Here is a 24,740-nt window from a genome sequence, read left to right as displayed (position 1 = left end):
CGGATCGAGCGGTCCTCACGCGCGGTGCAGCCCCGGACGGCGGGTGCGCCGGGCGAAGAACCGACCGCCGACGCGGTCGAGGCTGATCGACTGGCTGAACGCTGCGCTGAGATTCTCGGCGGTGATGACGTCGTCGAGCAGGCCCTGGGAGACGACGCGCCCCTCGGACAGCAGCAGCGCGTGCGTGAAGCTGGGCGGGATCTCCTCGACGTGATGCGTGATCAGCACGGTCGCCGGCGAATCGGGGTCTTCGGCGAGATCACTCAGACGTGCGACGAGCTCCTCACGGCCGCCCAGGTCGAGACCGGCGGCGGGCTCGTCGAGCAGCAACAATTCCGGATCGGTCATGAGTGCGCGGGCAATGAGCACACGCTTGCGCTCACCCTCCGACAGTGTCCCGTAGGTGCGGTCTGCGAGGTGTTCGGCGCCAAGACTCTCGAGCATGTCGATCGCGCGGTCGGTGTCCATGTTCTCGTACTGTTCCTGCCAACGGCCCAGGACCGCATACCCGGCGGAGACAACCAGATCCTTCACGACCTCGTCGGCCGGGACCCGATTCGCGAGGGCTGACGACGACAGGCCGATGCGGGGGCGCAACTCGGTGACGTCGACGCTCCCGAGGCGCTCGCCGAGAAGGTGCGCACCACCGGATGTCGGGTGGACCTCGGCGGCGGCGATGCGCATCAGGGTTGTCTTGCCCGCACCGTTGGGGCCGAGTATCACCCACTTCTCGTCGAGTTCAACCTTCCAGGAGACCGGGCCGACGAGGGTCGCTCCGCCCCGGCGAATCAGAACATCTTCGAAATCGATGAGGAAATCAGGGTCTGGTTCCGACACAGCCACCACCTTCGTGTTCGACACGGTGATCATCTTCGCGTACCGCCCCCGGAGGCCTCCGACTGGACCGGACCTGCACGTCGCTCCCCCGCTCAGCGGAGGGGCGCGATGACCGTCATCGAACCGGGCGCTATCTCGGTGAACCCAGCGTCACGTACCGCGATCGCCCGGCCACGGGCGACCTCGTCACAGAGCGAGGCCCACGTCGTCTCGTCCGCATCGCGGACGGCGCAATAGTAGCGGTCGGTCGCCCACGCGACCGCCCGCGCGGTGGACATCGCGCCGGCAAGGAGCATCGAGGCGTGACCGACCTGTGCGGCGGCCTTACCCACGGTCATTGCGAGCGACGCATTCACCCACAGGGTCGGCACACCGTCGGGGACCGGCCCCGGGTCGTCGTGCTCGAGGTCTGTGCCTTCGATCTGCAGCTTCTTGATCCGCGCGTCGAGGTCTCCGACCCGCCCCGGCACCAGGGCGCGGGCCTGCGCACCGTCCAGGTCGACGGTCACGCCGTCGACTTCCTGAGCGGCGACCCACTGGGCGCCGCGGGCGCGTCGGGCGACCTTGCGGATGCGTGCGCCGGTCCACTCCCGGAAGGCTCCCTGCCACGGTCCGGGTATCCCTTGAGCATCTAGGCCTACCCGCGCGTCGAGGCACAGCGCGACGGTGGCCGCGGCCGCCGCGGCCAGGACAGCGCTCCGCGCCGGCGGGTCGGCCTTGGGGATGTGCAGCACGATCGGCATCGCCAGCACCTTCGCCGCATCCAACGGGTCCGGACGGCTGCCGTACCCGGCAGCCAGCACGGCGTGACGTGCCCCGAAGCCCTCCCCGATCAGGGTCATAGGATGGGCACGCGCCGCACGACTCCGTCGACGGCGTCGGCGGCCTCGACCTCGTTGCGGGTGACACCGAGCACGAACAGCACCGCGTCGAGGAAGGGGTGCGACAGGGCGGCGTCGGCGACCTCGCGCACCGCCGGTTTCGCGTTGAACGCGACACCGAGACCGGCGGCGGTGAGCATGTCGATGTCGTTGGCGCCGTCGCCGACCGCGACGGTCTGCTCCATCGGAACACCTGCCCCGGCCGCGAACTTGCGCAACGCGGTCGCCTTGGCGGCCCTGTCGATGACGTCGCCGGTGACACGGCCGGTGAGCTTGCCGTCGACGATCTCGAGCGTGTTGGCCTGGACGAAGTCGAGTTCGAGTTCGTGAGCGAGGCCCTCGATCACCTGTCGGAAGCCACCCGAGACGACGCCGCAGTGGTAGCCGAGACGACGCAGGGTACGGATCGTCGTCCGCGCGCCGGGCATCAGCTGCAGGTTGGCGGCGACCTCGTCGATGACGGATGCATCGAGCCCGGCGAGGGTGGCAACGCGCTGGTTCAGAGATTCGGTGAAGTCGATCTCGCCGCGCATCGCTGCCTCGGTGACGGCGCGGACCTCGTCCTCGACACCGGCGCGGGCCGCAAGCATCTCGATGACCTCCCCCTGAACCAAGGTGGAGTCCACATCGAAGACGATGAGCCGCTTGGCGCGCCTTGCCAATCCCCCGCGCTCGACCGCGACATCGACGTTCACGCCGGCCGCGACCTCGGCAAGGCCGGCACGCAGCTGCGCGTCCGCCTCGGCACCGGCGCCCGAGGCCGTGACCATCAGCTCGAGCCCCGTCAGCGGGTAGTCGGCGACACCGCGGATCGAGTCGATGTTGGCGCCCTGTCGGGCCAGCTCCCGCGAAAGTGCGCGGAACGCCCGCGCACTCACCGGGCTACCGAGAACGACGACGGCGTGCGTTGAAACCTGCTGGCGGGCGTCCGGATCGGCGCCGATCTCGACGTCGACGGACATGCCGACGGTGTCCATCGCCTCCTCGAGTTCCTCCTGCAGGGACTCGGGGTCGGTTGGGCACTTCACCAGGACACCCAGGGTGAGCCGCCCTCGGATCACCACCTGCTCGACGTCGAGCAAGCTCACCTGGTGACGTGAGAGTGCACCGAAGAGCACCGAGGTGACGCCGGGCTTGTCCGGACCCGTAACCGTCACCAGAACCGTGGCGTCTGACGCACCCAAGGAGAAACTCCGTTCGTTCAACTCGAACAACCTCGAACAACCTGGATTGAAATCCGCCCCCATTCTGCCAAGTCACACCCGCAGACAACGGAAAGGCCCCGCCCATGGGCGGGGCCTTCCGATAGTGCGCGGACCTACCGGGCCTCTAAGGCTTGCTGTCCTCGAGGACCGTGGCGGCGTGCTTGCCGCCGTGTCCCGGTCCGACGTGGGCCTCGGCCCGCATGCGCTCGACCATGTGCGGGTAGTGCAACTCGAACGCCGGACGCTCCGAGCGGATCCGGGGCAGCTCGGTGAAGTTGTGCCGCGGCGGCGGGCAACTGGTGGCCCACTCGAGCGAGTTGCCGTAGCCCCACGGGTCGTCGACGGTCACGACCTGGCCGAAGCGGTAGCTCTTGAAGACATTCCACAGGAACGGCAGCGTCGAGGCACCGAGGACGAACGAACCGATTGTCGAGATCGTGTTCAGCGTGGTGAACCCGTCGGAGGGCAGGTAGTCCGCGTAGCGGCGCGGCATGCCCTCGGCCCCGACCCAGTGCTGCACGAGGAAGGTGGCGTGGAAGCCGATGAACGTGGTCCAGAAGTGCCACTTGGCCAGGCGCTCGTCCATCAAGCGTCCTGTCATCTTCGGGAACCAGAAGTAGATGCCGGCGTAGGTGGCGAACACGATGGTGCCGAACAGGACGTAGTGGAAGTGCGCGACCACGAAGTACGAGTCGGTGACCTGGAAGTCGATCGGCGGGCTCGCCAGCAGCACACCCGACAGGCCGCCGAACAGGAAGGTCACGATGAATCCGACCGAGAACAGCATGGGTGACTCGAAGGTCAGATGGCCCTTCCACATCGTGCCGATCCAGTTGAAGAACTTCACACCTGTTGGGACCGCAATCAGGAACGTCATGAACGAGAAGAACGGCAACAACACCGCGCCGGTGGCGTACATGTGGTGCGCCCACACCGCGATCGACAGCGCCGCGATGCCGATGGTCGCGTAGACCAGGCCGCTGTAGCCGAAGATCGGCTTGCGCGAGAAGACCGGGAAGATCTCCGAGACGATGCCGAAGAACGGCAGCGCGATGATGTACACCTCGGGGTGACCGAAGAACCAGAACAGGTGCTGCCACAGCAGGACGCCGCCGGAGGCCGGATCGAAGATATGGGCACCGAGGTGACGATCGGCGAACAGCCCGAAGAATGCGGCCGTCAGAATCGGGAACGCCAGCAGCACGAGGAGGCTGGTGACGAGGATGTTCCACGTGAAGATCGGCATCCGGAACATGGTCATGCCGGGTGCACGCAGGCACACGATGGTGGTGATGAAGTTGACACCACCGAGGATCGTGCCGAGTCCGGCGACGGCCAGACCCATGATCCACAGGTCAGCGCCCAGGCCCGGCGAGTACACGGCACTCGTCAGCGGGGTGTAGGCGGTCCAACCGAAGTCCGCCGCACCACCGGGGGTGATGAAGCCGGCCGTCGTGATGAGGGCGCCGAAGAGGTACAGCCAGTAGCTGAGCGCGTTCAGGCGCGGGAACGCGACGTCGGGCGCACCGATCTGCAGCGGAACGATGTAGTTCGCGAAGCCGAACACGACCGGGGTCGCGTACAGCAGCAGCATGATCGTGCCGTGCATCGTGAACAGCTGGTTGAACTGCTCGTTCGACAGGAACTGCAGGCCGGGAACCGCGAGCTCGGAGCGCATTATCAGCGCCATCAGGCCGCCGATGAGGAAGAACGCGAACGAGGTGACCAGGTACATGATCCCGAGGACCTTGGGATCGGTGGTCGTGACCATCTTGTAGATGAATGAGCCCTTGGGTCCCTGCCGCGGCGGGTACGGCCGCGTGGCTACCTCTCTGACTGGCTGGGGCGCTACGGCAGTCACTGATCCTCCTGAATGTGCCCTTGGTCGCTCCGCAGGCCCGCTCCGAACCCCTCCCCATTGCTCGAGGCGGACGTTCTCCTGGCTTGCGCTCATCGAATCGTAGACGGTCCTTTCGGACCATTTGGACCGGGTCCTACTCCCCGTCGTAATTGGGCCCTTCCACCCTCCGGCCAGTAGGGGCGCGAGCAGGACTTTGGTCCCGACCGGCCAGGCGGGGTGCAGCCCCCGTGCGCAACGACCACCTCGGCGATCGGGTTCTCACGGCCTCGCCGCTCGTGCGCGGCGTAACAGGGCCGACGCGACCTCGCGCCGCGGTTCGTGGGAATCCACACAACAGCTAGCCTGGATCGGCCTGCAACACTCCGTGCTCGCCGAACAGGAAGTCGACGCCTTGTCCAGTTCCCAGCCCGTTCGCACCGTCCGCCGCGCCGCCGTCACCGTGGTCGCGGCAACCGCGGTCCTGGCCGGGCTCACCGCGTGCGCTGACTCTACGGACGACGACGCGAGCACCATCGTGCGGACGACGACCAAGATCGCCGGCGCGGGTGTCGTGAACGTCGAACGCGACACCAGCGCTGCGTGTGCGAGACCCACAGCACCCGACCCGGGCGCGCCCGATCCGCAACGCATCGTCGTACTCGACAGCGCTGCAATGGATTCCGTTTGCGCCCTCGGGTTGTGGGAACGTGTCGTGGGCGCGGCGACAGCGCCTGGCGACGACCCGCACCCGTCGTATCTCGGAACCGGAATCTCGGTGCTGCCCAGTGTCGGTCCCGAGTCTGCACCGGATGTCGCCCAGATCACGGAGGCGGCGCCGGATCTGATCCTCGGATCCGTCCCGGCCGCGCCCGACCTCGCCGACCGACTCGACGCCATCGCGCCTACCGTGTTCGTCGGCGACGATCCGGTCCAGTGGAAGTCGCAGTTCCTCGCGGCCGGCAGGGCGCTCGGGCGCTCGGGCGCCGCACGGCAGGCGCTCGACGCGTACACGGCCGACGCGGCTCGGATCGGCACCGAGATCAACGCACGTCAGACCCAGGCGTCGGTCATCCGGTTCAGTTCGGGCGAGACCTCAATCGAAGGACCGGGCAGCTTCTCCGGTCAGGTGCTCGCCGACGCGGATGTCCAGCGTCCGGCCTACCAGCGAATCGAAGTGGCGTCGAAGGATATCGACGATCTCGCCGACGCCGAGGGTGACCTGATCTACGTCAGCTTCGACGGACCCGACGGGCTCGCGCATGGAACCTCGGTGATGGAATCCGACGCCTGGAGCGACCTCGGAGCAGTGACCGACAACCGCGTCTTCGCCGTCGACGACGAGGTCTGGAACGCCGGCAACGGTGTAGTCGCGGCTCGCGCGGTCCTCAGTGATCTGCAGCAAAGCCTCAACGCATACGTCAGTTAGGCACGCGGCGTCGGCTGGGAACACACTGGCGGTGCCGGAATTCGTTGCACCCCCGCCGGTCCACGCGGTGGCAGGTCAGCCCTGCGCGGACTGCCAGAGCCCCATGACGTTGCCCTCGGGGTCCCGGAAGTACGCCGCAAACCCGAACTCGCCAACCGCTTGCTTCGCCGAGACGGTTGCCCCACCGAGCGACTCGATCTTGGCGAGCGCCGCGTCGACGTCGTCCACGCCGACCGTGATCACCGGCCCCTTCGGCAAGTGCTCGACGCGTTCGAACATCCCGCCGCCGATGTACCCGGGCTCGGCCGCCATCCCTGACTCCGCGACCGGCCCGGTGGACACACCGGTGTACTTCACCTCGGGCATCTCGGTGAGCTGCCAACCGAACGCCTGCCGATAGAAATTGCGTGCTCGGTCACCGTCGTCGAACGGGACCTCGAAGTGCACTACTCGACCACTCATTGCCGTCTCCTCGATCATCGTCGGGTATTTCGGCTCGGTCCTACAGTTCGACAGTAGGCGCAGCCCACCCTCTCTGACAACGGCTCAAGCGAATCTCCGCCCGTGCGAACGCCTTTCAGTGGCGTTTCGCCATTCGGCCACAGCAGCAAGGTAAACTAGAAGTCCCAGTCCTCATCCTCGGTGTTGACGGCCTTGCCGATGACGTAGCTCGAACCCGATCCCGAGAAGAAGTCGTGGTTCTCATCCGCATTGGGCGACAGGGCCGACAGGATCGTCGGGTTGACGTCCGTCTCGTCCTTGGGGAACAAGCCCTCGTAGCCGAGGTTCATCAGCGCCTTGTTCGCGTTGTAGCGCAGGAATTTCTTGACATCCTCGGTGAGCCCGACCTCGTCGTAGAGGTCCTGCGTGTACTCGACCTCGTTGTCGTAGAGCTCGAACAGCAACTCGAACGTGTAGTTCTTGAGCTCTTCGCGCTCGGCTGCGCTGACCTGCTCGAGACCGCGCTGGTACTTGTAGCCGATGTAGTAGCCGTGCACTGCCTCGTCACGGATGATCAGGCGGATCATGTCGGCTGTGTTGGTGAGCTTGGCGCGTGACGACCAGTACATCGGCAGGTAGAAGCCCGAGTAGAACAAGAACGACTCGAGCAGGGTCGACGCGACCTTGCGCTTGAGCGGATCGTCACCTCGGTAGTAGTCGAGGACGATCTGCGCCTTGCGCTGCAGGTTCGGGTTCTCCTCGGACCAGCGGAACGCGTCGTCGATCTCTCGTGTGGTGCACAGCGTCGAGAAGATCTGCGAGTAGCTCTTCGCGTGCACCGACTCCATGAACGCGATGTTGGTCAGCACGGCCTCCTCGTGTGGGGTGACCGCGTCCGGGATGAGGCTGACGGCCCCGACGGTGCCCTGAATGGTGTCCAGAAGCGTCAGTCCGGTGAACACCCGCATCGTGAGCTGACGCTCGTGCGGGGTGAGAGTGGCCCACGACGGGATATCGTTTGACACCGGAACCTTCTCCGGCAGCCAGAAGTTGCCGGTGAGACGGTCCCACACCTCGGAGTCCTTCTCATCAGGCACGCGATTCCAGTTGATCGCCGACACCCGATCAATCAGCTTGATCTTCTCGCTCACGATTCCCTCACTCCGTTCGAGCCCATTCTCGAAGTCCGTTTCGCTACAGCCCGTTTCACCGTCACAACATGCACGAGACGCAGTTCTCCACCTCTGTGCCCTCGAGTGCCATCTGACGCAGGCGGATGTAGTACAGCGTCTTGATGCCCTTGCGCCACGCGTAGATCTGAGCCTTGTTGACGTCACGCGTGGTGGCGGTGTCCTTGAAGAACAACGTCAGGGACAGACCCTGGTCGACGTGCTGCGTGGCCGCGGCGTACGTGTCGACGATCTTCTCGTAGCCGATCTCGTACGCGTCCTGGTAGTAGTCCAGGTTGTCGTTCGTCATGTACGGCGCCGGGTAGTAGACGCGACCGATCTTGCCTTCCTTGCGGATCTCGATCTTCGACGCCACCGGATGAATCGAGCTGGTGGAGTGGTTGATGTACGAGATCGACCCGGTCGGCGGCACAGCCTGCAGGTTCTGGTTGTAGATGCCGTACTTGTGCACCGACGCCTTCAGCTCGCGCCAGTCCTCCTGAGTGGGGATGTGCACGCCCGCGTCGGCGAAGAGAGCCCTTACCCGTACCGTCGCCGGCTCCCATACCTGGTCGGTGTACTTGTCGAAGAACTCGCCCGACGCGTACTTCGACTGCGGGAAGCCCTTGAAGTAGGTGCCGCGTTCCTTCGCGATCAGGTTCGACGCGCGGATCGCGTGGTAGACGACGGTGTAGAAGTAGATGTTCGTGAAGTCGATGCCCTCTTCGGAGCCGTAGAAGATCCGCTCGCGAGCAAGGTAGCCGTGCAGGTTCATCTGCCCGAGGCCGATCGCGTGAGAGTCGTTGTTGCCCTGTTCGATCGACGGCACCGAGTAGATGTGCGTCTGGTCCGAGACGGCGGTCAGTGCTCGGATCGCGGTCTCGATGGTCTGTGCGAAGTCCGGCGAGTCCATCGTCTTGGCGATGTTGAGCGAACCGAGGTTGCACGAGATGTCTTTGCCGACCTGGCTGTAGGACAGATCGTCGTTGTAGTACGACGGCGTCGAGACCTGCAGGATCTCCGAGCACAGGTTGGAGTGGGTGATCTTGCCCTCGATCGGGTTCGCCCGGTTCACCGTGTCTTCGAACATGATGTACGGGTAGCCCGACTCGAACTGCAGCTCGGCCAGCGTCTGGAAGAACTCGCGGGCCTTGATCTTCGATTTGCGGATCCGCTTGTCGTCGACCATCTCGTGGTACTTCTCGGTGACGTTGATGTCCGCGAACGGCACGCCGTAGATGCGCTCGACGTCGTACGGAGAGAACAGGTACATGTCCTCGTTCTTCTTCGCGAGCTCGAACGTGATGTCCGGGATCACCACACCCAGCGACAGCGTCTTGATGCGGATCTTCTCGTCGGCGTTCTCGCGCTTGGTGTCGAGGAACCGGTAGATGTCCGGGTGGTGTGCGTGCAGGTAGACGGCGCCCGCGCCCTGTCGGGCACCGAGCTGGTTCGCGTAGGAGAAGGAGTCCTCGAGCAGCTTCATGATCGGGATGACGCCCGAACTCTGGTTCTCGATCTTCTTGATCGGCGCGCCGTGCTCACGAACGTTGGTGAGCAGCAAGGCAACTCCGCCACCGCGCTTGGACAGCTGCAACGCCGAGTTGACGGCCCGGCCGATGGACTCCATGTTGTCTTCGATGCGCAGCAGGAAGCACGACACGGGTTCTCCGCGCTGCTTCTTGCCGGAGTTGAGGAACGTCGGGGTGGCCGGCTGAAAGCGCCCGGAGATGATCTCGTCGACGAGGTGGGTGGCAAGGTCCTCGTCGCCGGCCGCGAGGGTCAGCGCGACCATGCAGACACGGTCCTCGAACCGCTCGAGGTAGCGCTTACCGTCGAACGTCTTGAGCGTGTAGGAGGTGTAGTACTTGAAGGCGCCGAGGAACGTCGGGAAGCGGAACTTCTTCGCGTATGCCCGGTCGATCAGCGACTTCACGAACTCGCGTGAGTACTGGTCGAGGACCTCTGCCTCGTAGTAGTTCTCTTCGACCAGGTAGTCGAGCTTCTCGTCCAGGTTGTGGAAGAAGACGGTGTTCTGGTTGACGTGCTGAAGGAAGTACTGACGTGCCGCGGCGACGTCCTTGTCGAACTGGATCTCGCCGTTCGGACCGTACAGGTTCAGCATCGCGTTGAGCGCGTGGTAGTCGAGCTCGCTCGCGGACGCGTCGGGTAGTGCCACGGCGCGCTCTACACCCCCAGCCGGGGCTGAATCTGTGATGGTCGGTGCCACTGTTCACTCTCCATGAATTGTTCGAGGCCCTCGCGCACGGCGACGACGTCCTCTGCTGTTCCCATGAGTTCGAAGCGGTACAGGTACGGGACCCGACACTTCTGCGAGATCACGTTCCCGGCGAAGCAATAGGATTCGCCGAAGTTCGTGTTGCCGGCAGCAATCACTCCCCGGATGAGAGAACGATTGTGCTGGTTGTTCAGAAATCGGATGACCTGCTTCGGTACGTAGCTGGTGTCGCGCCCCGTTGCCGTCGTGCCGCCCCCGTAGGTGGGGACGATCAAGACGTACGGTTCGTCGACCTCGAACGTGCCGTCGCGGTCATGAAGCGGAATGCGCGTAGCGGGGACACCGAGTCGTTGGACGAATCGGTGTGTGTTCTCCGACGCGCTGGAGAAGTACACCAGCGATGCCATCGGTGTTCACCATCTTCGATCGAGCGTGGATCAGAACCCGCGGCCGCGCTTCCCGCCGTTTCAGGCGGCGCTTGCGGCAAGGGATTTGATGCGGTCCGGACGGAACCCCGACCAGTGATCGTCACCGGCCACCACGACGGGGGCCTGGAGGTATCCCAGGGCCATCACGTAGTCGCGGGCGTCGGGGTTCTCGGAGATGTCGACGACCTCGTAATCGAGACCGACCTTGTCGAGAGCACGGTAGGTGGCATTGCACTGAACGCAGGCGGGCTTGGTGTAGACGGTGATGCTCATATTGGTCCCTCTTTCCAATGGCCTAGCGAGCGTGACGAGCTTGGGTTTGTGCAGTCTCTACGCCGTGAGCGGGGCCCGTTTTCAAGTCCGGGATCCAACTCGTTCCCGTGGTGCCCTTCCGGCTGTCTAGACACTACACCTTGTGTCCGACAGAAGCGCATAACCCGAGATCTTGTGAGTGACATGCTTGAAATTCCCAGGTCGGCACCCCTCCCAGAGCCAGTCATCAGCGTGTCGCAGGTCACATTTTCATCGTGATTTCCGCCACACCTACATCTGGGTGCCGGCCACCATTGCGCACGTGTTCGCCGACCCCACTCGCACCTGCGCGCGGGTGCACTGGGAACGTCGCGATCACCGACGTGTGCCAGGGTTGCACGTGCCCTCGAACGCGAACCCCTACTACTTCGCACCGGTGTCGCGCGTCGCCCGCATCACGCCCAACATGCTGCGAATCACACTGTCCGGCGGCGACCTCTCCCGGTTCGTCTCGAGCGGCGATCCGGACGAGCGTCTGCTCGTCGTGTTCCCAGCCGACGGCGAGAACCACCCTCCCGTGCCTCAGCCGATCGGAGACACCTGGGACTACCCAGCCGACGGGCCCCGGCCCGAGATGCGCAGTTTCACCGTCCGACACTGGAACTCGGCAACCGCTGAGATGGACATCGACTTCGTGGTCCACGACAGCGGCGTGGCTGTGCGGTGGGCTCTGCAGGCCCGGCCCGGCCAGGTTCTGGGGGTAACGACGGCGTCAGGCTGGTACCGGCCACCCGACGACACTGCCTGGCAACTCTTGATCGCCGACATGGCCGCGCTACCCGCAGTCAGCCGCATCCTCGAGGAGCTCGCATCAGGAATCCGGGTGCATGTGATCGCCGAGGTCACCACTGCCGGCGACACACAGAGCCCCGAAACCGCGGGCGACGTCACGTACACGTGGCTGCACGGCACCGGCAACGGCGTCGGACCGAGCGCCCTGGCCACCACCGCCCGCGAGTGGACCCGTCCCGACGGGCCAGGCTATGTCTGGTTCGCGGGCGAGGCCGGACTGTCTCGCGAGGTGCGCCGCTGGCTTCGGCACGGTCTGGGCTGGTCGTCCGAGCGGTACGACGTCATCGGCTACTGGCGCGCCGACAAGGAGGCGTGGACCGCGCGGTACGAGGAGGTGCGTGGGCAGATCGAAGCCGCTCGAGTGGCAGCCCTCACCGCAGGCGGGGACTTCGACTCGCTGCGCGACGCCGTCGACGCGGCGATGGACGACGCCGGCCTCTGAGTCGGAACTGGCAGCAATCACATTCGCGGATATCCACTGATCCCGGCGACGTCGGTACTACCGTGTGTCTTCACTGCTGTATGTCTGACTGCTCTATGTCTTGACCTCCGTGTGTCTTCACTTCGAAGTAGACGAGCGGGTATCACATGCGAGTACTCGTACCGGCCAGCCAGCGTCGAACATCCGAGGAACTGGCAGACGGACTCGACTTCGCCGTCGGCGATGCGGCCGCCAAGCGTTCCGCGTTCTGGACCAAGCTGGTGCTCTCCGGGATCATCGCCGTCGCGGGCGTCATCGGCGACTCGACGGCGACCGTCATCGGCGCCATGATCGTCGCACCGCTCTCGACGCCCATCCTCGGCATCGGCCTCGGCATCACGACCGGGGCTGCCGGGCTCATCGGACGCTCCGTCCTGACCGTGGTGGCCGGGGTGGCAGTCGTGACCGCACTGGGCTTCGTATTCGCCCAGCTTCTACCGAATCCATTGAACGTGCTGACCAATTCGCAGGTGCTGGGCCGGACGTCGCCCACCCTGATGGACCTGCTCGCCGCGCTCGCCACCGGACTGGTTGGTGCTATCGCCGTCACCCGGCGCGACGTCGGCGACGTGCTGCCCGGGGTGGCTATCGCGATATCCCTCGTTCCGCCACTCGCCGTCGCCGGGGTGTGCCTCGGGTCGGGCGCCCCCGGACTCGCGGTGGGCGCCGGTGTGCTGTTCGCGTCGAACGTCCTCGCGATGATCATCACCTCCACGCTGGTGTTCGTGAGCGCCGGCTACGCCCGGGCCGCCGGCAAGTTCCGAACGCGTCGCGGCTACGCATACCTGGTCCTCGCGGTCGCTCTGGTCGTCGTGGCCGTACCGATGATCGTCAACTCGATGTCCTCGATATGGACAGAGCAGATTTCGACCGCGGCTCGACAGTGGATCGGCGACGTTCCCGGTGCAGTGGTCACCGACGTGACCCTCCACGGAAACACCGCCACCGTAAGCATTCTCAGCCCCGAACTGCTTCCGCCTATCGCGGAGTTGCAAGACACGGTCGACGGTCTGCTTCCGTGGTCGCCCGACGTGGTCGTGCTCCACACCGTAGGCGGGAGAATCACAGGGACCGGCTGACAACGGCGCGGTCCCTCGCCGACGGGATCAGGCGTTGACGAGTTGCCCGGACGCCGCGACGAGGGCGCGGACGAGTTCGCCGACCTCCCGCGCGACCTCGGCGTTCTCCCGCGGGTGCTGCTCGCCGAGCTTGTGGCTGGTGCTGCCGATCGACAGCTCGGCATCCACAACCGTGCCGCCGGCGACCCGGAGCGACTTGCGGGCATCGTCGTGTGCCCACTTGGCCCCATTCCGGCTCGGGGAGGCGCTGATCACGGCGACCGGCTTGTTCGCGATGGCACCGGAACCATACGGGCGCGACAGCCAGTCGATGGCGTTCTTCAGGACGGCGGGAACGGTGCCGTTGTACTCCGGTGTGACCAGAAGCAGGGCGTCGGCCTCGGCGGCAGCGGCACGGAGCTCGTCGGCACCCGCAATCGTGGCACCGGGGACGTCGACGTCCTCGTTGTAGAAGGGCACGTCGCCGAGGCCCTCGAAGATCGTGAGCTCGGTGCCCTCGGGTGCGACCGCCGCTGCGGTCTCGGCGATCTGACGGTTGACGGAGCCGGTGCGGAGGCTGCCGACGAGAGCGAGTACGCGGGTCTGGGCCATGATTCGAGGTTTCCTTCGTGGTGCGGTTGATGACTCGGGAACAGATATAGCAAGGAAACCGGACCGTGGTCCACTTCTATTCCCGTTGGGCTACGATTCCTCACGTGAACAGCCCGCTGCCGCAACTTCCGCTGGTGGATGCCGAGATCCCCGAGCGGTGTGACGCTGCCCGCAATCGGAAGCTGCTCCTCGACGCGGCGGCCGATCTGGTTGCCGAGCTGGGCGCCGACGCGGTGACGATGGAGGCCGTCGCCGCACGGGCCGGCGTCGGCAAGGGCACCGTCTTCCGGCGGTTCGGTAATCGCGCCGGCCTCATGAATGCGCTGCTCGACCGCAGCGAGCGCGCATTGCAGCAGGAGTTCATGTTCGGCCCGCCCCCCCTCGGCCCGGACGCGGACGCAATCGTCCGGCTCGTCGCGTTCGGCCGAGCCCGCCTCGACATGGTCACGGTGCAGGGCGAGGTGCTGCGCGCGGCCGAGGACTCCCGCAAGTCCCGGTTCTCGAGTCCGGCGCGCGCGGTGAGCCTGCGGCATCTCGAGAAACTGCTCACCGACGCCGACGCCGGCGGCGACGGAGACATCGAACTGCTCGCGAGCGCCCTGCTCGCCCCACTCGAGGCAAGTCTGGTCCTGCACCAGATGCGCGTCCTCGGAATGTCGCTCACACGCATTGCCGACGGGTGGGAAGACCTCGTTCGACGCATCGCCCGCGGCGCGTCCGGCTACTAGGGTGTGGCCATGCGCACGCTGCTGGTCGTTCTCGTCCTGCTGTCCGCTGCGGCGCTGAATGCATGCGGTGGCGCCGCCGAGAGTCCCCCGGGCACCAGAGCGACCACACCCACCGGCACCATGGTGCCGGTGACCCCCATGTCTCCAGCCGATGGGCTGTGGGGACGGACGTTCGTCTCCACCTCGGTGACCGGCACGACGATCCCTGGAAACGGCCCACTCGAGGTCGGATTCCCGGAACGGGGCCAGATCGCGATGTTCGCGGGGTGCAACCGCGGCGTGGGCAGCGTCAACCTGTCCGGTGGGGTCGTCCGGACCGGTCCAATCGCGACGACGCAGATGGCCTGCGCCGGTGAACTCGCCGACGCCGACTCATGGATGATCGACCTGTTCGCCGCGGAACCCGAGTGGACGCTCACCGAGGACGGTGTCCTCATCCTGTCCTCGCCGGGAGTGACCATAACCCTCGAGAGCAAGGTTGCCGCCGACCCGGATCGGCCCGTCGTCGGTACGACGTGGGTGGTCGACACGTTGATCAGCCCGGACGCGATCACGATGTCCGCCGCACTCGACACCGCGGCCCCGAACCTGACGATCACCCCAGACGACCGGGTGACGGGTTCGACCGGGTGCGGCCGCCTCAGCGGTACGGCCCACGTCGGTGACGACACGATCACCTTCGGCCGCCTATCGACCACCCAGCTGACCTGCCCTACCGACGTGGCGGAGGTCGCACAGTCCGTGATGCACGTGCTCAACGGCGAGGTGACGTACTCGGTGAGCGGAGGCGCGATGAGACTGATCGGGCCCGACGGATTCGGGCTGGGGCTACGCGGCGAGTAGTCCGGACTAGTCGCGCTCGAGTTCCAGCTCGAGTTCCTGCTCGAGCCAGGCCCCAAGCGCGCGTGCGCTGGTATCCACCTGCGACAGCCAGTCCATGGCGGAGTCGTCGGCATTGTCGCTGACGTACTTGACCAGCCGGCACCGGGCGCCGAACTGCGCACACGCGAATGCGATCGAGAATCCCTCCATGTCGACCAGGTCGGCACGCGCAGCCAGCGCGTCCCGGGTCTCCTCGTCCGAGATATAAGCGTCGCCGGTCGCGAGGACTGTGCCGTCACCGTCTTCGAGGTCGATGGAGTCGACGACCCGGTGGTGCAGTGCGCTCAGCAGGATCTCACTGCTGATGTCGTGGTTGAGCACCTTGGAGGGGACGTACAGGCCGCTGTGGTGCGGGTGCAGCGCACCAGCGGTACCGATGTTGATGACGAGGGGCGGGTTCCCCGGCGGGTACTGCGCAAGAGCGCGGGTCACGGCGACCGCGGCCGCCACCTTGCCCATCCTGGTGATGACGATGTCGAGGCCGCCGGGCACGTGCGCGGCTTCCCCCTCGGTGGCGCTCACTACAAGGACTCCGGTGCTGCTCATGACGGTCTCCCGAGTCTGGTCCGGCGCCGGTCGGACGCCCGGGTCACATTCTGCCGCGCGATCTACACGTGTGCACCCCCGACTCGTGCTCGCTACAGTTCTGCCATGGCGATTCCACGGGCACAGATCATCGAGGAACTTGGCGTCGTGGCGGAGATCGATCCGGCTACCGAGATCCGCAGGCGCGTGCAGTTCCTCAAGGACTACCTGCGCTCGACCCCGGCGAGGGGTTTCGTGCTGGGAATCAGCGGCGGACAGGACAGCACCCTGACGGGCCGACTGACGCAACTCGCGGCCGAGGAATTGCGCGTAGAGGGCCACACCGCGGAGTTCATCGCGGTGCGCCTGCCGTACGGTAGCCAGTTCGACGAGGACGACGCTCAGGTCTCGTTGAAGTTCATCGCCCCGGACCGGTCGCTGACGGTGAACGTGAAGCCGGGGGCGGATGCGACGATCTCCGAGGCGTCGGAGGCGATGCACGATCTGCTCGAGGACGGGGACCGATTGCGAGACTTCGTGCGCGGCAACATCAAAGCGCGCGAGCGGATGATGATCCAGTACGCGATCGCGGGCGAACTCGGATACCTCGTCGTCGGCACCGACCACGCTGCCGAGGCGCTCACCGGATTCTTCACCAAGTACGGCGACGGAGGCGTCGACGTCACCCCGCTCACCGGACTTACCAAGCGTCAGGGAGCCATACTGCTGCGTGAACTCGGGGCCCCCGAGAGCACGTGGCAGAAAGTGCCGACCGCGGACCTCGAGGACAACCGCCCGTCGCTTCCCGATGAGGTCGCGCTCGGTGTGACCTACAGGCAGATCGACGACTACCTCGAGGGCAAGCAGGTCGACTCGGAAGTCGCCGACAAGCTCGAGGCGATGTACCGCAACACCCGCCACAAGAGGGCCGTACCGGTGACCCCGCTCGACACGTGGTGGCGGGCAACGCTGTAGCGCCCGCTACCCTCCAGCACAGTAGCGCCCGCTACTCTCCAGCACAGTAGCGCCCGCTACTCTCCAGCACAGTAGCGCCCGCTACCCTCCAGCACAGTAGCGCCCGCTACCCTCCTGCGAAGGGCGGCAGCACGTCCACTTGGACGCCGACGGAGCGGGTGAGGTCACGGGTGAGTTCGGAGTCGACCAGGTAGGCCGAGACTGTGAGGATCTTCTCCATCCGTCGGCCGTAGCGGTCGATCAGCGTCGTCCGCAACAGCGCGAGATCGGCATCCGTCGGCAGCGTCAGCGTCTCCTCGGTGCGGTCGGCGGCCTCCGCCGCCGCCGCGAAGTACCGGACCTCGACCGTGCGGACCGCAAGTGTCTCAGCCACCGATTGCTCCCATACTGCGTTGCGGGGGAACGAATCCCGCTGCATTGATGCCGTGCCCGGCCGACTTGTTCCACATCGCGGTCCGCCACAACCGGGCGAGCTCCTCGTCGTCGGCGCCGGATCGCAGAGTGTCCCGCAGGTCCACCTCGCGATCACTGAACAGGCAGGACCGCACCGTGCCCTGGGCGGTGATCCGGGTGCGGTCGCAGTCCTCACAGAAGGAACGGGTCACCGACGCGATGATCCCGACCGTGGCCGGTCCACCGTTCACCAGCCACTCCTCGGCGGGTGCAGACAAGTCTTCGCGCCCGACCTCCCGCAGGTCGAACCGTTCACCGAGCACATCCAGCAGAGTTCGTGCGTCGACCATGTTCGCACGCGCCCACACGTGGTCTGCGTCGAGCGGCATTTGCTCGATGAATCGCAGTGCGCATCCCGATTCCAGGCACCACTGCAGCAGATCGGCTGCCCCGTAGAGGGTTTCGGGCATCAATACCGCATTGATCTTCACGGGTGTCAGCCCGGCCTCCTGTGCGGCGCGGATCCCGGCGAGCACCGAGTCCAAGCGATCGCGACGGGTGAGTTCGGCGAAGTAGTGCCGATCGATGGTGTCCAGCGACACATTGATCCGGGACAGGCCGGCTCGTGTGAGGGCTTCGGCCCGGTGTTCGAGCCCCACGGCGTTGGTGGTCATCGACAGCGGCACCCCGGGCACCGCCTCGGCGCAGCCGGCGACGATGGCCTCGAGGTCGCGACGCATCAGCGGCTCGCCGCCTGTGAACCGGACCTCCCGGATCCCGAGCCTGTGCACCGCGATCGTGACCAGTCGGACCACTTCGTCGGCACTGAGCAACTGCTGCTGCGGTATCTCTGGCAAACCCTCGACCGGCATGCAGTACGTGCAACGCAGCGAACACTTCTCGGTGAGCGAGACCCTCAGATCCCGGGCGATCCTTCCGAACTGGTCTACCAGTTCGTGCACCTCGGGACGCCCCGTCGCCGTCTCCGCCGTCGACGACAGCGCACGGACCGACGGAAGTCCGAGGTCCACCGGAGGCGTCTGTTGTGTCGCTGCTGTCACTACCCCAGTATGCAGCCGCCCGCGACAAGCCGCCTGCTACCTACCTACACGCCCGAACGCCGAAGCCTGATCGAGGTGCCGATACCGCCTAGGATTGGCAGTCATGGCCCACCCGCAGCGGCACGCAGGCACCGCGAGGTCCGTCGAAGACCACGCCGCCGATGTGTCCGACCTGCTCGGACCGCTCCTGACCAGGCCGTCCGAGACGATCCGGCTCGGCGACGCACTCGGCCGGGTCCTGTCCGACGACATCTCCTCCCCCGTCGACCTGCCGCTGTTCCGAAACTCGCAGATGGACGGGTTCGCGGTCGACGCGGCGTCGGTCCGGACCGTCCCGGCGACACTGCCTATCGTCGCGACAGTGCCGGCCGGCCCAGCGGAACCGGCCGCGCACGTACCGGCGACCGCGGTGCGCATCATGACCGGCGCGGTAATGCCGGACGGCGCGGATGCTGTTGTGCCGGTGGAGGATACAGAAGTATCCGACGGCAAAGTCACTGTCCACCGTTCGCGGTCGGCGGGCGAGTACGTTCGTGAGCGCGGCAGCGACGTGCGCGCTGGGGCGCTCCTACTGACATCGGGCACCCTGCTCGCGCCCCGGCATATCAGCGTGCTCGCGGCGGTCGGCCTGGCTTCGGTGGCGGTGCGGACCCGACCCAGAGTGGCGATAATCACGACGGGAGCCGAGTTGGTGGACGCCGGAACGACGCCGGGCCCGGGCCAGATCTTCGATTCCAACGGCGCCGCGCTGGCGGCGAGCGTGCGAGCGAACGGTGCCGAAGTCGTCATCGTCGACCGCAGTGGCGACGAACCGGACACCTTCCGCTCTGTGTTGCGACGCGCGGTGGCCGGCGCCGAGCTGGTGATCACGTCGGGTGGGGTGTCGATGGGGGACTACGAGGTGGTCAAGGATGTCCTCACCGATCTGGGTGCCCGGTTCGGCCGGATCGCGATGCAACCAGGTGGGCCGCAGGGGCTGGCCGTCGTCGACGGAGTCCCGGTCCTGACCTTCCCAGGCAACCCGGTGAGCACGTTGGTCTCGTTCGAAGTGTTCGTGCGTCCGCTACTGCGCCGTGCGGCCGGGCTGCCACCGGTCACTGCGGCGGAGGCAGTCCTCGACCACGACGTGACCTCGGTACCTGGCAAACGACAGTTCCTCCGCGGCCGCAGCACAGCATCGGGTGTCGCGGTGGTGTCCGGGCCGGGCTCACACCTGGTGGCGGCACTGGCCTGGGCCGACGTGCTGTTGGATATTCCCGTCGAAGTGACCTCCCTGGCGGCGGGTGATCGAGTGAAGGTGTGGCCCCTCTAGTGACCGAGGAACGCATGACCGACCAGAGCAAGAACGAACTGAGCCACCTCGACGGCGAGGGCCGCGCCCGGATGGTCGACGTGAGCGCGAAGGCGGACACGACGCGTGTCGCCGTCGCGGCCGGCGAACTGGTGACCACCCCGCAGGTGGTGTCGCTTGTGCGGGCCGACGAGATGCCCAAGGCCGACGTCCTGGCAACCGCACGGATTGCGGGGATCGCCGGCGCGAAGAAGACGTCCGAGCTGATCCCCCTCTGCCACCAGCTGGCTCTGTCGTCGGTGAAGGTCGAGTTCGGTTTCACCGAGTCGTCGATCACGATCGAGGCGACCGCAAAGACCAAGGGGCCCACCGGAGTCGAGATGGAGGCGCTGACGGCGGTCGCGGTGGCCGGGCTCACCCTGCACGACATGGTCAAGGCGGTGGATCCGGCCGCGACGCTCGACGGTGTCCGGCTGTTGACCAAGGAGGGCGGCAAACGCGGGGTGTGGCTGCGCGACGAAGCGGGGCAGACAGAGGCTGGGCAAGCAGCCGAGACGAGGCCCGCTGTGCAACCCGGCTCGGCTACCGTGCTCGTCGCGTCGACGGGTGGGGCACGCGGCACCCGACCGGACACGACCGGGCCAGTGATCGCGGACTGGTTGGCCGGTCGTGGCTTGACCGTCCGCGGGCCGCTTGTGTACGCCGACGCCGACATCGCCGCCGGACTCGCCGACGCACTCTCGACCTCCCCCGCCCTGGTGATCACCACGGGCGGGACGGGTGCCTCCCCCACCGACGCCACCCCGGAGGCGACCCGCACAGTGCTGGACCGGGAACTGCCCGGGATAGCCGAGGAGATGCGTCGCCGCGGAACCGAGGTGACGCCGCACGCGACGCTCAGCCGCGGCGTCGTCGGCCTGGCCGGCCGGACGCTGATCGTCAACCTGCCGGGTTCGCCGGGTGGAGTGAAGGACGGGCTCTCGGTCCTGCATCCACTCCTCGACCATCTGCTCGCGCAGATCGCGGGAGGGGGCGCACACGATGCGTGAACTGCTGGCCGCCATCTCAGCCGAACCCCTGGATCCCGCGGTGGTCGACGCGGCCGTGGCCGGGCCCGAGCACGGGGCCGTGGTGGTGTTCACGGGCGTCGTCCGTGACCACGACGACGGCCAGTCGGTGTCCGCGCTCGAGTACCAGGCCCACCCCGACGCCGAACGGTTCCTCCGCCAGTGCCTCGAGCAGGTGTCCAAGCGCACCGGGTTGCCAGTCGCCGCCGTGCACCGCGTGGGAGAACTCACGATCGGGGACCTGGCGTTGGTCGCCGCGGTCGCCGCGCCGCATCGGGCGGAGGCCTTCGCAGCATGCGCCGAACTGGTCGAACGGATCAAGGCCGAGGTGCCGATCTGGAAGCGTCAGCGCTTCGCGACCGGGGTCTCCGAGTGGGTTGGGCTGTAGCCGAGCGGCACACCCCGACCCGCTAGCCGGTAGGGTGGCGGCCCAGGACGTTCCTTGAAGGGGCGTCCAGTGTCGTAGAACGCTTCACTGAACCGGATCCGAGCAACCGCTCGAACGCCCGATCGGGCACCACCCACGCGCCGGCTCGAGCATTTCTTGCGGCAATCGATCTTGCCGACCGGCAATGTCGCCACCTTGTGCGGGCCGTGCACCGGATACTTCCGGCTGTCGGCGCCTGCATCATGAATGCTCGAAAGGCACCGAGAAACTTGTCCAACAGTGTCATCCCAACGTCCGGCGTCATCCCAGCGTCCGGCGAGTCGACCTCGTTCGCGTCCTTGGGTGTGCCCGCCCCGATCGTTGCGGCCCTGACCGGCGGAGGGATCACCGCGCCGTTCCCGATCCAGATCGACACTCTCCCAGACACACTGGCGGGCCGGGACGTCCTGGGTCGCGGGAAGACCGGTAGCGGCAAGACGCTCGCGTTCGCGATCCCGCTCGCGGCCCGGCTCGCCGGCGGGCGGCGTCGCCCGCGGAGGCCCCGAGGACTGGTGCTCGCGCCGACCCGCGAACTGGCTACGCAGATCACCGCGACGGTCGAGCCGCTGGCCACCGCTCTCGGTCTGCGGGTAACCACGATCTTCGGTGGTGTCTCGCAGCATCGGCAGGTGCGCGCCCTCGAGGGTGGAGTGGACATCGTCGTCGCCTGCCCTGGCCGGCTCGAGGACCTGATGCAGCAGGGCTTCGTCACACTCGACGACATCGAGATCGCGATCCTCGACGAGGCCGACCACATGGCCGATCTCGGGTTCCTGCCCGGCGTCACTCGGATCCTCGCGGCGACCCCGAAGGGCGGCCAACGTCTGCTGTTCTCCGCCACGCTCGACAACGGCGTCGACAAGCTCGTCAAACGGTTCCTGCAGAACGAGGTGCTGCACTCGGTCGACGAAGCGAACTCGCCAGTTGCCGCGATGACCCACCACGTGTTCGAGGTCAGCGGAGCCGACGCGAAGAAGGCCCTCGTCCACACGCTGGCATCGGGTCGCGGTCGGCGAATCCTGTTCATGCGCACCAAACACCAGGCCCGCAAGCTTGCTCGCAAGCTCACCGATGCGGGTATCCCGTCGGTCGATCTGCACGGCAATCTGTCCCAGAATGCGCGCGACCGGAACCTGGCCGCCTTCGCCGACGGTAGCGCTCGCGTCCTGGTCGCCACCGATGTTGCGGCGCGCGGCGTCCACATCGACGAGGTCGAGCTCGTCGTTCACGTCGATCCGCCCGCCGAGCACAAGGCGTACCTGCACCGCTCGGGCCGCACAGCGCGGGCCGGCAGCGCCGGCGATGTCGTCACGATCGTGCTGCCAGACCAGCGCAAGGATCTGTCCGCGCTGATGCGCAAGGCCGCTGTCAAAGCCACCCCGGTACAGGTGACCGCCGAGTCCGAGCACGTGATTCGGCTGGTCGGTGAGCCCGCCCCGCATGTCGCGCCGGCGCCGAGGCCCGACAAGCCGGCCACTCGAGGTCACCACCCGCAGGGCAGTCAGGGAGGCAGTCGGGGCCCCCGCTCCAGGGGCAACAGCCGTCGCCGATCCGGGGGCAGCCGTGCGGTCAGCTCACGCCGCCACGGGAGCTGATCTGCTCAGAAGCGTTCCCAGTGGATCGCGTCGGCTAGTTCCCGACGACTGCGCCACCCGAAGCGCTCGAGGTCTGGTACGTCCTGGAACTTGTCCACCTTGCCGATGCACAGCCACGCGATCGGCCGCACCGGCGAGGGGATGTCAAGCAATTCGGTGAGGAAGTCCTCCTCGTAGAACGACACCCAGCCGACGCCGAGGTTCTCTGCTGCCGCAGCCAGCCACAGATTCTGGATGGAGAGCACCACCGAGAACAGTCCGGTGTCGTCGATCGTGTGCCGGCCGAGGATGTTCTCACCTCCGCGGGACGGGTCGTAGGTGACGACGATTCCCGTGCCGCTCTCCCGGATTCCCTCGATCTTGATGGGATCGAACGTCTTGCGGCGATCCTCCGGCAAGGAGTCCGCGAAAGCCTTGCGCCGCCCCGCCACGTGCCGGGCGAAGGCGTCGAGGGTTTCCGAGCTTCTCACCACGATGAAGTCCCACGGCTGAGTGTTCCCGACGCTCGGTGCGGCGTGCGCGGCGCCGAGAACCCGCTGCAACGTTTCATCCGGGATGAGGTCACCGCTGAATTCGGCCCGGACGTCGCGGCGGCGACGGATGACGTCATACACGGAAGCTGAAGGTTCGGTCACCGCTCCACGCTAGCCGCCCAGCTCGGCTCCTCCCGAACGGGTTCCATCAAACTTCGACGGTGCATTTGTGGGCACACACTATGAAGATCTGCGCCTGATCTGCTCGCGGACCGCGATGATTGCCATGAGTGCGTAAGTGCGCACCTATTGGCGTATGGTGTGTGGGTAGCCCGACTAGCGAGGAGGTTCCGGGTGCTCGAGATCCTGGGGAATCGGTCGTTCCGTCGCTTGTTCGCCGCGCAGGTCGTCGCGCTCGTCGGCACCGGCTTGTTGACCGTGGCGCTCGGCCTTCTTGCATATGACCTGGCCGGAGCGCAGGCCGGTGCGGTGCTGGGTACGGCTCTGGCGATCAAGATGGTCGCCTACGTGCTCGTTGCGCCGGTGATCTCGGCGTTGACCGATCGGGTGCCGCGGAAGGTACTACTGGTGAGCGCGGATGTGGTGCGGGCGTCGATCGCGTTGCTGCTGCCGTTCGTCGATCAGCCGTGGCAGATCTACGTGCTGATCTTCGTGTTGCAGTCGGCGTCGGCGACGTTCACCCCGGCCTTCCAGTCGATGATCCCCTCGGTCCTGGTCCACGAAAGGGAGTACACGCGCGGGCTGTCCCTGTCCCGACTGGCCTACGACCTCGAATCACTCCTGAGCCCGCTCCTGGCCGCGGCGTTGCTGTCCGTGATGACGTACAACTACCTGTTCCTCGGCACCGTCGCCGGGTTCGTGATCTCGGCGCTGCTGGTGATGACCACGGTGCTGCCGGTGATCGCTCCGGCGGATCGTTCGGTGCCCCTGGGACACCGGATCACGCTCGGCACCCGGGTGATGTTCACCCGGCCGACACTGCGGGGGCTGCTGGCGTTGAATCTGGCGGTCGCGTCCGCGTCCGGACTGGTACTGGTCAACACCGTCGTCTACGTCCACGAACTCCTCGACGGTTCGAACACCGATGTCGCGGTCGCACTCGGCATCTACGGCGGCGGCTCGATGATCGTCGCGCTGACGCTGCCGCGACTGCTCGACCGGATCCCCAGCCGCAGGGTGATGCTCACAGGAGCCATGGTGTTGCCGATCGGTCTCGCGGCAACTGTGGCGCTGTTGGTGGCCGACCCCGGGCGCGGTGCTGGCTGGGTCGTGCTCGCGGTGATCTGGCTGGCATTGGGTGCGGGCACATCGCTGATCATCACCCCGTCGGCACGGCTGCTGCGCTATGGATCCGACCCCGAGAATCGGGCCGCAGTGTTCACGGCGCAGTTCTCCCTCTCCCACGCCTGCTTCTTCGTCACCTACACGATCGCGGGCTGGGTTGGGGCCACAGCAGGGCAGTCGATCGCGGCAATCACCCTCGCCGTTCTCGCTACAATCGCAGGACTGATTGCTGCCCGGGCCTGGCCGGTGCGGACCGAGCCGATCGCCGAGCCGATTCCGGCAGAGAGGGTGTGAGCG

General features: G+C 66.5%; 25 protein-coding genes. 11 read left to right on the top strand and 14 right to left on the bottom strand.

Annotation, left to right across the window (positions count from 1 at the left end):
• Positions 1 to 15 precede the first annotated feature (15 nt).
• The 4 genes from EGT50_RS01785 to ctaD form a co-directional block, all read right to left on the bottom strand.
• A complete protein-coding gene (locus EGT50_RS01785) occupies positions 16 to 837 on the bottom strand; it encodes an ABC transporter ATP-binding protein (RefSeq protein WP_206615703.1) in 822 nt (273 codons plus the stop codon).
• Between the two features lie 92 nt (positions 838 to 929).
• Positions 930 to 1,679 carry a peptidyl-tRNA hydrolase gene (locus EGT50_RS01780; RefSeq protein WP_127950883.1) on the bottom strand — a complete coding sequence of 250 codons (750 nt, stop codon included), beginning with the start codon at positions 1,677 to 1,679 and terminating at the stop codon, positions 930 to 932.
• The gene (serB, locus tag EGT50_RS01775; protein ID WP_127950882.1) at positions 1,676 to 2,902 is read right to left on the bottom strand and encodes a phosphoserine phosphatase SerB; all 1,227 of its coding nucleotides are present in this window, start codon (positions 2,900 to 2,902) and stop codon (positions 1,676 to 1,678) included. The genes EGT50_RS01780 and serB overlap by 4 nt, the downstream gene beginning before the upstream one ends.
• A 145-nt stretch (positions 2,903 to 3,047) precedes the next feature.
• On the bottom strand, positions 3,048 to 4,784 hold the full coding sequence (gene ctaD / locus EGT50_RS01770; RefSeq protein WP_127950881.1) for an aa3-type cytochrome oxidase subunit I: 1,737 nt from the start codon (positions 4,782 to 4,784) through the stop codon (positions 3,048 to 3,050).
• Between the two features lie 391 nt (positions 4,785 to 5,175).
• Here ctaD and EGT50_RS01765 point away from each other — a divergent pair, with 391 nt between their 5' ends.
• On the top strand, positions 5,176 to 6,189 hold the full coding sequence (locus EGT50_RS01765) for an ABC transporter substrate-binding protein (protein WP_127950880.1): 1,014 nt from the start codon (positions 5,176 to 5,178) through the stop codon (positions 6,187 to 6,189).
• A gap of 75 nt (positions 6,190 to 6,264) precedes the next feature.
• On the opposite strand, the gene EGT50_RS01760 is transcribed toward EGT50_RS01765, so the two are convergent.
• From EGT50_RS01760 to EGT50_RS01740, 5 genes are all read right to left on the bottom strand, one after another.
• Positions 6,265 to 6,651 carry a VOC family protein gene (locus EGT50_RS01760; protein ID WP_127950879.1) on the bottom strand — a complete coding sequence of 129 codons (387 nt, stop codon included), beginning with the start codon at positions 6,649 to 6,651 and terminating at the stop codon, positions 6,265 to 6,267.
• A gap of 155 nt (positions 6,652 to 6,806) precedes the next feature.
• Positions 6,807 to 7,781, bottom strand: coding sequence for a class 1b ribonucleoside-diphosphate reductase subunit beta (gene nrdF / locus EGT50_RS01755; protein WP_127950878.1), 975 nt, complete (start codon positions 7,779 to 7,781; stop codon positions 6,807 to 6,809).
• Between the two features lie 61 nt (positions 7,782 to 7,842).
• Positions 7,843 to 9,924 (bottom strand): class 1b ribonucleoside-diphosphate reductase subunit alpha, encoded by a 2,082-nt coding sequence (gene nrdE, locus EGT50_RS01750; protein WP_235870558.1) that lies wholly within the window; start codon positions 9,922 to 9,924, stop codon positions 7,843 to 7,845.
• A gap of 62 nt (positions 9,925 to 9,986) precedes the next feature.
• Complete coding sequence (gene nrdI / locus EGT50_RS01745; RefSeq protein WP_127946386.1) at positions 9,987 to 10,445, bottom strand: class Ib ribonucleoside-diphosphate reductase assembly flavoprotein NrdI; 459 nt, start codon at positions 10,443 to 10,445, stop codon at positions 9,987 to 9,989.
• Between the two features lie 60 nt (positions 10,446 to 10,505).
• Positions 10,506 to 10,739, bottom strand: coding sequence for a redoxin NrdH (locus EGT50_RS01740; RefSeq protein WP_127950876.1), 234 nt, complete (start codon positions 10,737 to 10,739; stop codon positions 10,506 to 10,508).
• Positions 10,740 to 11,118: 379 nt separating this feature from the next.
• Here EGT50_RS01740 and EGT50_RS01735 point away from each other — a divergent pair, with 379 nt between their 5' ends.
• Positions 11,119 to 12,012 carry a siderophore-interacting protein gene (locus EGT50_RS01735; protein ID WP_127950875.1) on the top strand — a complete coding sequence of 298 codons (894 nt, stop codon included), beginning with the start codon at positions 11,119 to 11,121 and terminating at the stop codon, positions 12,010 to 12,012.
• A 146-nt stretch (positions 12,013 to 12,158) separates the two neighbouring features.
• Entirely contained in the window at positions 12,159 to 13,130 is a 972-nt protein-coding gene (locus EGT50_RS01730; RefSeq protein ID WP_127950874.1) for a TIGR00341 family protein, read from the top strand.
• A gap of 27 nt (positions 13,131 to 13,157) precedes the next feature.
• Here EGT50_RS01730 and EGT50_RS01725 read toward each other — a convergent pair whose 3' ends face one another.
• Complete coding sequence (locus EGT50_RS01725) at positions 13,158 to 13,721, bottom strand: NAD(P)H-dependent oxidoreductase (RefSeq protein WP_127950873.1); 564 nt, start codon at positions 13,719 to 13,721, stop codon at positions 13,158 to 13,160.
• 104 nt (positions 13,722 to 13,825) lie between these two features.
• Between EGT50_RS01725 and EGT50_RS01720 the strand changes: the two genes are divergently transcribed.
• Both EGT50_RS01720 and EGT50_RS01715 read left to right on the top strand, forming a co-directional pair.
• Positions 13,826 to 14,449: a TetR/AcrR family transcriptional regulator gene (locus EGT50_RS01720; protein ID WP_127950872.1), complete on the top strand. Its 624-nt coding sequence runs from the start codon at positions 13,826 to 13,828 to the stop codon at positions 14,447 to 14,449.
• Between the two features lie 9 nt (positions 14,450 to 14,458).
• Positions 14,459 to 15,292 (top strand): META domain-containing protein, encoded by an 834-nt coding sequence (locus EGT50_RS01715; protein WP_127950871.1) that lies wholly within the window; start codon positions 14,459 to 14,461, stop codon positions 15,290 to 15,292.
• A gap of 6 nt (positions 15,293 to 15,298) precedes the next feature.
• Here the strand turns inward: EGT50_RS01715 and EGT50_RS01710 are convergent, their stop codons facing one another.
• Positions 15,299 to 15,877 carry a nucleosidase gene (locus tag EGT50_RS01710; protein WP_127950870.1) on the bottom strand — a complete coding sequence of 193 codons (579 nt, stop codon included), beginning with the start codon at positions 15,875 to 15,877 and terminating at the stop codon, positions 15,299 to 15,301.
• Positions 15,878 to 15,982: 105 nt separating this feature from the next.
• On the opposite strand from EGT50_RS01710, the gene nadE reads away from it, so the two are divergent.
• A complete protein-coding gene (nadE, locus tag EGT50_RS01705) occupies positions 15,983 to 16,831 on the top strand; it encodes an ammonia-dependent NAD(+) synthetase (protein ID WP_127950869.1) in 849 nt (282 codons plus the stop codon).
• A gap of 106 nt (positions 16,832 to 16,937) precedes the next feature.
• On the opposite strand, the gene EGT50_RS01700 is transcribed toward nadE, so the two are convergent.
• On the bottom strand, positions 16,938 to 17,204 hold the full coding sequence (locus tag EGT50_RS01700) for a MoaD/ThiS family protein (RefSeq protein ID WP_127950868.1): 267 nt from the start codon (positions 17,202 to 17,204) through the stop codon (positions 16,938 to 16,940).
• Positions 17,197 to 18,255 carry a GTP 3',8-cyclase MoaA gene (moaA, locus tag EGT50_RS01695; RefSeq protein WP_127951348.1) on the bottom strand — a complete coding sequence of 353 codons (1,059 nt, stop codon included), beginning with the start codon at positions 18,253 to 18,255 and terminating at the stop codon, positions 17,197 to 17,199. The genes EGT50_RS01700 and moaA overlap by 8 nt, the downstream gene beginning before the upstream one ends.
• A gap of 133 nt (positions 18,256 to 18,388) precedes the next feature.
• On the opposite strand from moaA, the gene EGT50_RS01690 reads away from it, so the two are divergent.
• From EGT50_RS01690 to EGT50_RS01675, 4 genes are all read left to right on the top strand, one after another.
• On the top strand, positions 18,389 to 19,597 hold the full coding sequence (locus EGT50_RS01690; protein ID WP_127950867.1) for a molybdopterin molybdotransferase MoeA: 1,209 nt from the start codon (positions 18,389 to 18,391) through the stop codon (positions 19,595 to 19,597).
• Between the two features lie 14 nt (positions 19,598 to 19,611).
• Positions 19,612 to 20,625, top strand: a complete 1,014-nt coding sequence (gene moaCB, locus EGT50_RS01685; protein WP_127951347.1) for a bifunctional molybdenum cofactor biosynthesis protein MoaC/MoaB — start codon at positions 19,612 to 19,614, stop codon at positions 20,623 to 20,625.
• A complete protein-coding gene (locus EGT50_RS01680; RefSeq protein WP_127950866.1) occupies positions 20,618 to 21,031 on the top strand; it encodes a molybdenum cofactor biosynthesis protein MoaE in 414 nt (137 codons plus the stop codon). The genes moaCB and EGT50_RS01680 overlap by 8 nt, the downstream gene beginning before the upstream one ends.
• A 242-nt stretch (positions 21,032 to 21,273) precedes the next feature.
• Positions 21,274 to 22,665, top strand: a complete 1,392-nt coding sequence (locus EGT50_RS01675; protein WP_127950865.1) for a DEAD/DEAH box helicase — start codon at positions 21,274 to 21,276, stop codon at positions 22,663 to 22,665.
• Between the two features lie 5 nt (positions 22,666 to 22,670).
• Here the strand turns inward: EGT50_RS01675 and bluB are convergent, their stop codons facing one another.
• Entirely contained in the window at positions 22,671 to 23,300 is a 630-nt protein-coding gene (bluB, locus tag EGT50_RS01670; protein ID WP_127950864.1) for a 5,6-dimethylbenzimidazole synthase, read from the bottom strand.
• A 192-nt stretch (positions 23,301 to 23,492) separates the two neighbouring features.
• Here bluB and EGT50_RS01665 point away from each other — a divergent pair, with 192 nt between their 5' ends.
• Positions 23,493 to 24,737 (top strand): MFS transporter, encoded by a 1,245-nt coding sequence (locus tag EGT50_RS01665; RefSeq protein WP_127950863.1) that lies wholly within the window; start codon positions 23,493 to 23,495, stop codon positions 24,735 to 24,737.
• Positions 24,738 to 24,740 lie beyond the last annotated feature (3 nt).

Source organism: Rhodococcus xishaensis (assembly GCF_004011825.1).
GTDB classification, from domain to species: domain Bacteria; phylum Actinomycetota; class Actinomycetes; order Mycobacteriales; family Mycobacteriaceae; genus Prescottella; species Prescottella xishaensis.
Note: the sequence above shows the minus strand (reverse complement) of the source record. Positions and strands in the feature narration are given on the sequence as shown.

Coding starts and splice junctions, on each gene's coding strand:
- EGT50_RS01780 (WP_127950883.1), bottom strand. CDS start 1,679: ATGACCCTGATCGGGGAGGGCTTCGGGGCACGTCACGCCGTGCTGGCT.
- EGT50_RS01760 (WP_127950879.1), bottom strand. CDS start 6,651: ATGAGTGGTCGAGTAGTGCACTTCGAGGTCCCGTTCGACGACGGTGAC.
- nrdE (WP_235870558.1), bottom strand. CDS start 9,924: ATGCTGAACCTGTACGGTCCGAACGGCGAGATCCAGTTCGACAAGGAC.
- nrdI (WP_127946386.1), bottom strand. CDS start 10,445: ATGGCATCGCTGGTGTACTTCTCCAGCGCGTCGGAGAACACACACCGA.
- EGT50_RS01740 (WP_127950876.1), bottom strand. CDS start 10,739: ATGAGCATCACCGTCTACACCAAGCCCGCCTGCGTTCAGTGCAATGCC.
- EGT50_RS01730 (WP_127950874.1), top strand. CDS start 12,159: ATGCGAGTACTCGTACCGGCCAGCCAGCGTCGAACATCCGAGGAACTG.
- EGT50_RS01725 (WP_127950873.1), bottom strand. CDS start 13,721: ATGGCCCAGACCCGCGTACTCGCTCTCGTCGGCAGCCTCCGCACCGGC.
- EGT50_RS01715 (WP_127950871.1), top strand. CDS start 14,459: ATGCGCACGCTGCTGGTCGTTCTCGTCCTGCTGTCCGCTGCGGCGCTG.
- EGT50_RS01710 (WP_127950870.1), bottom strand. CDS start 15,877: ATGAGCAGCACCGGAGTCCTTGTAGTGAGCGCCACCGAGGGGGAAGCC.
- nadE (WP_127950869.1), top strand. CDS start 15,983: ATGGCGATTCCACGGGCACAGATCATCGAGGAACTTGGCGTCGTGGCG.
- EGT50_RS01690 (WP_127950867.1), top strand. CDS start 18,389: ATGGCCCACCCGCAGCGGCACGCAGGCACCGCGAGGTCCGTCGAAGAC.
- moaCB (WP_127951347.1), top strand. CDS start 19,612: ATGACCGACCAGAGCAAGAACGAACTGAGCCACCTCGACGGCGAGGGC.
- EGT50_RS01680 (WP_127950866.1), top strand. CDS start 20,618: ATGCGTGAACTGCTGGCCGCCATCTCAGCCGAACCCCTGGATCCCGCG.
- EGT50_RS01675 (WP_127950865.1), top strand. CDS start 21,274: ATGAATGCTCGAAAGGCACCGAGAAACTTGTCCAACAGTGTCATCCCA.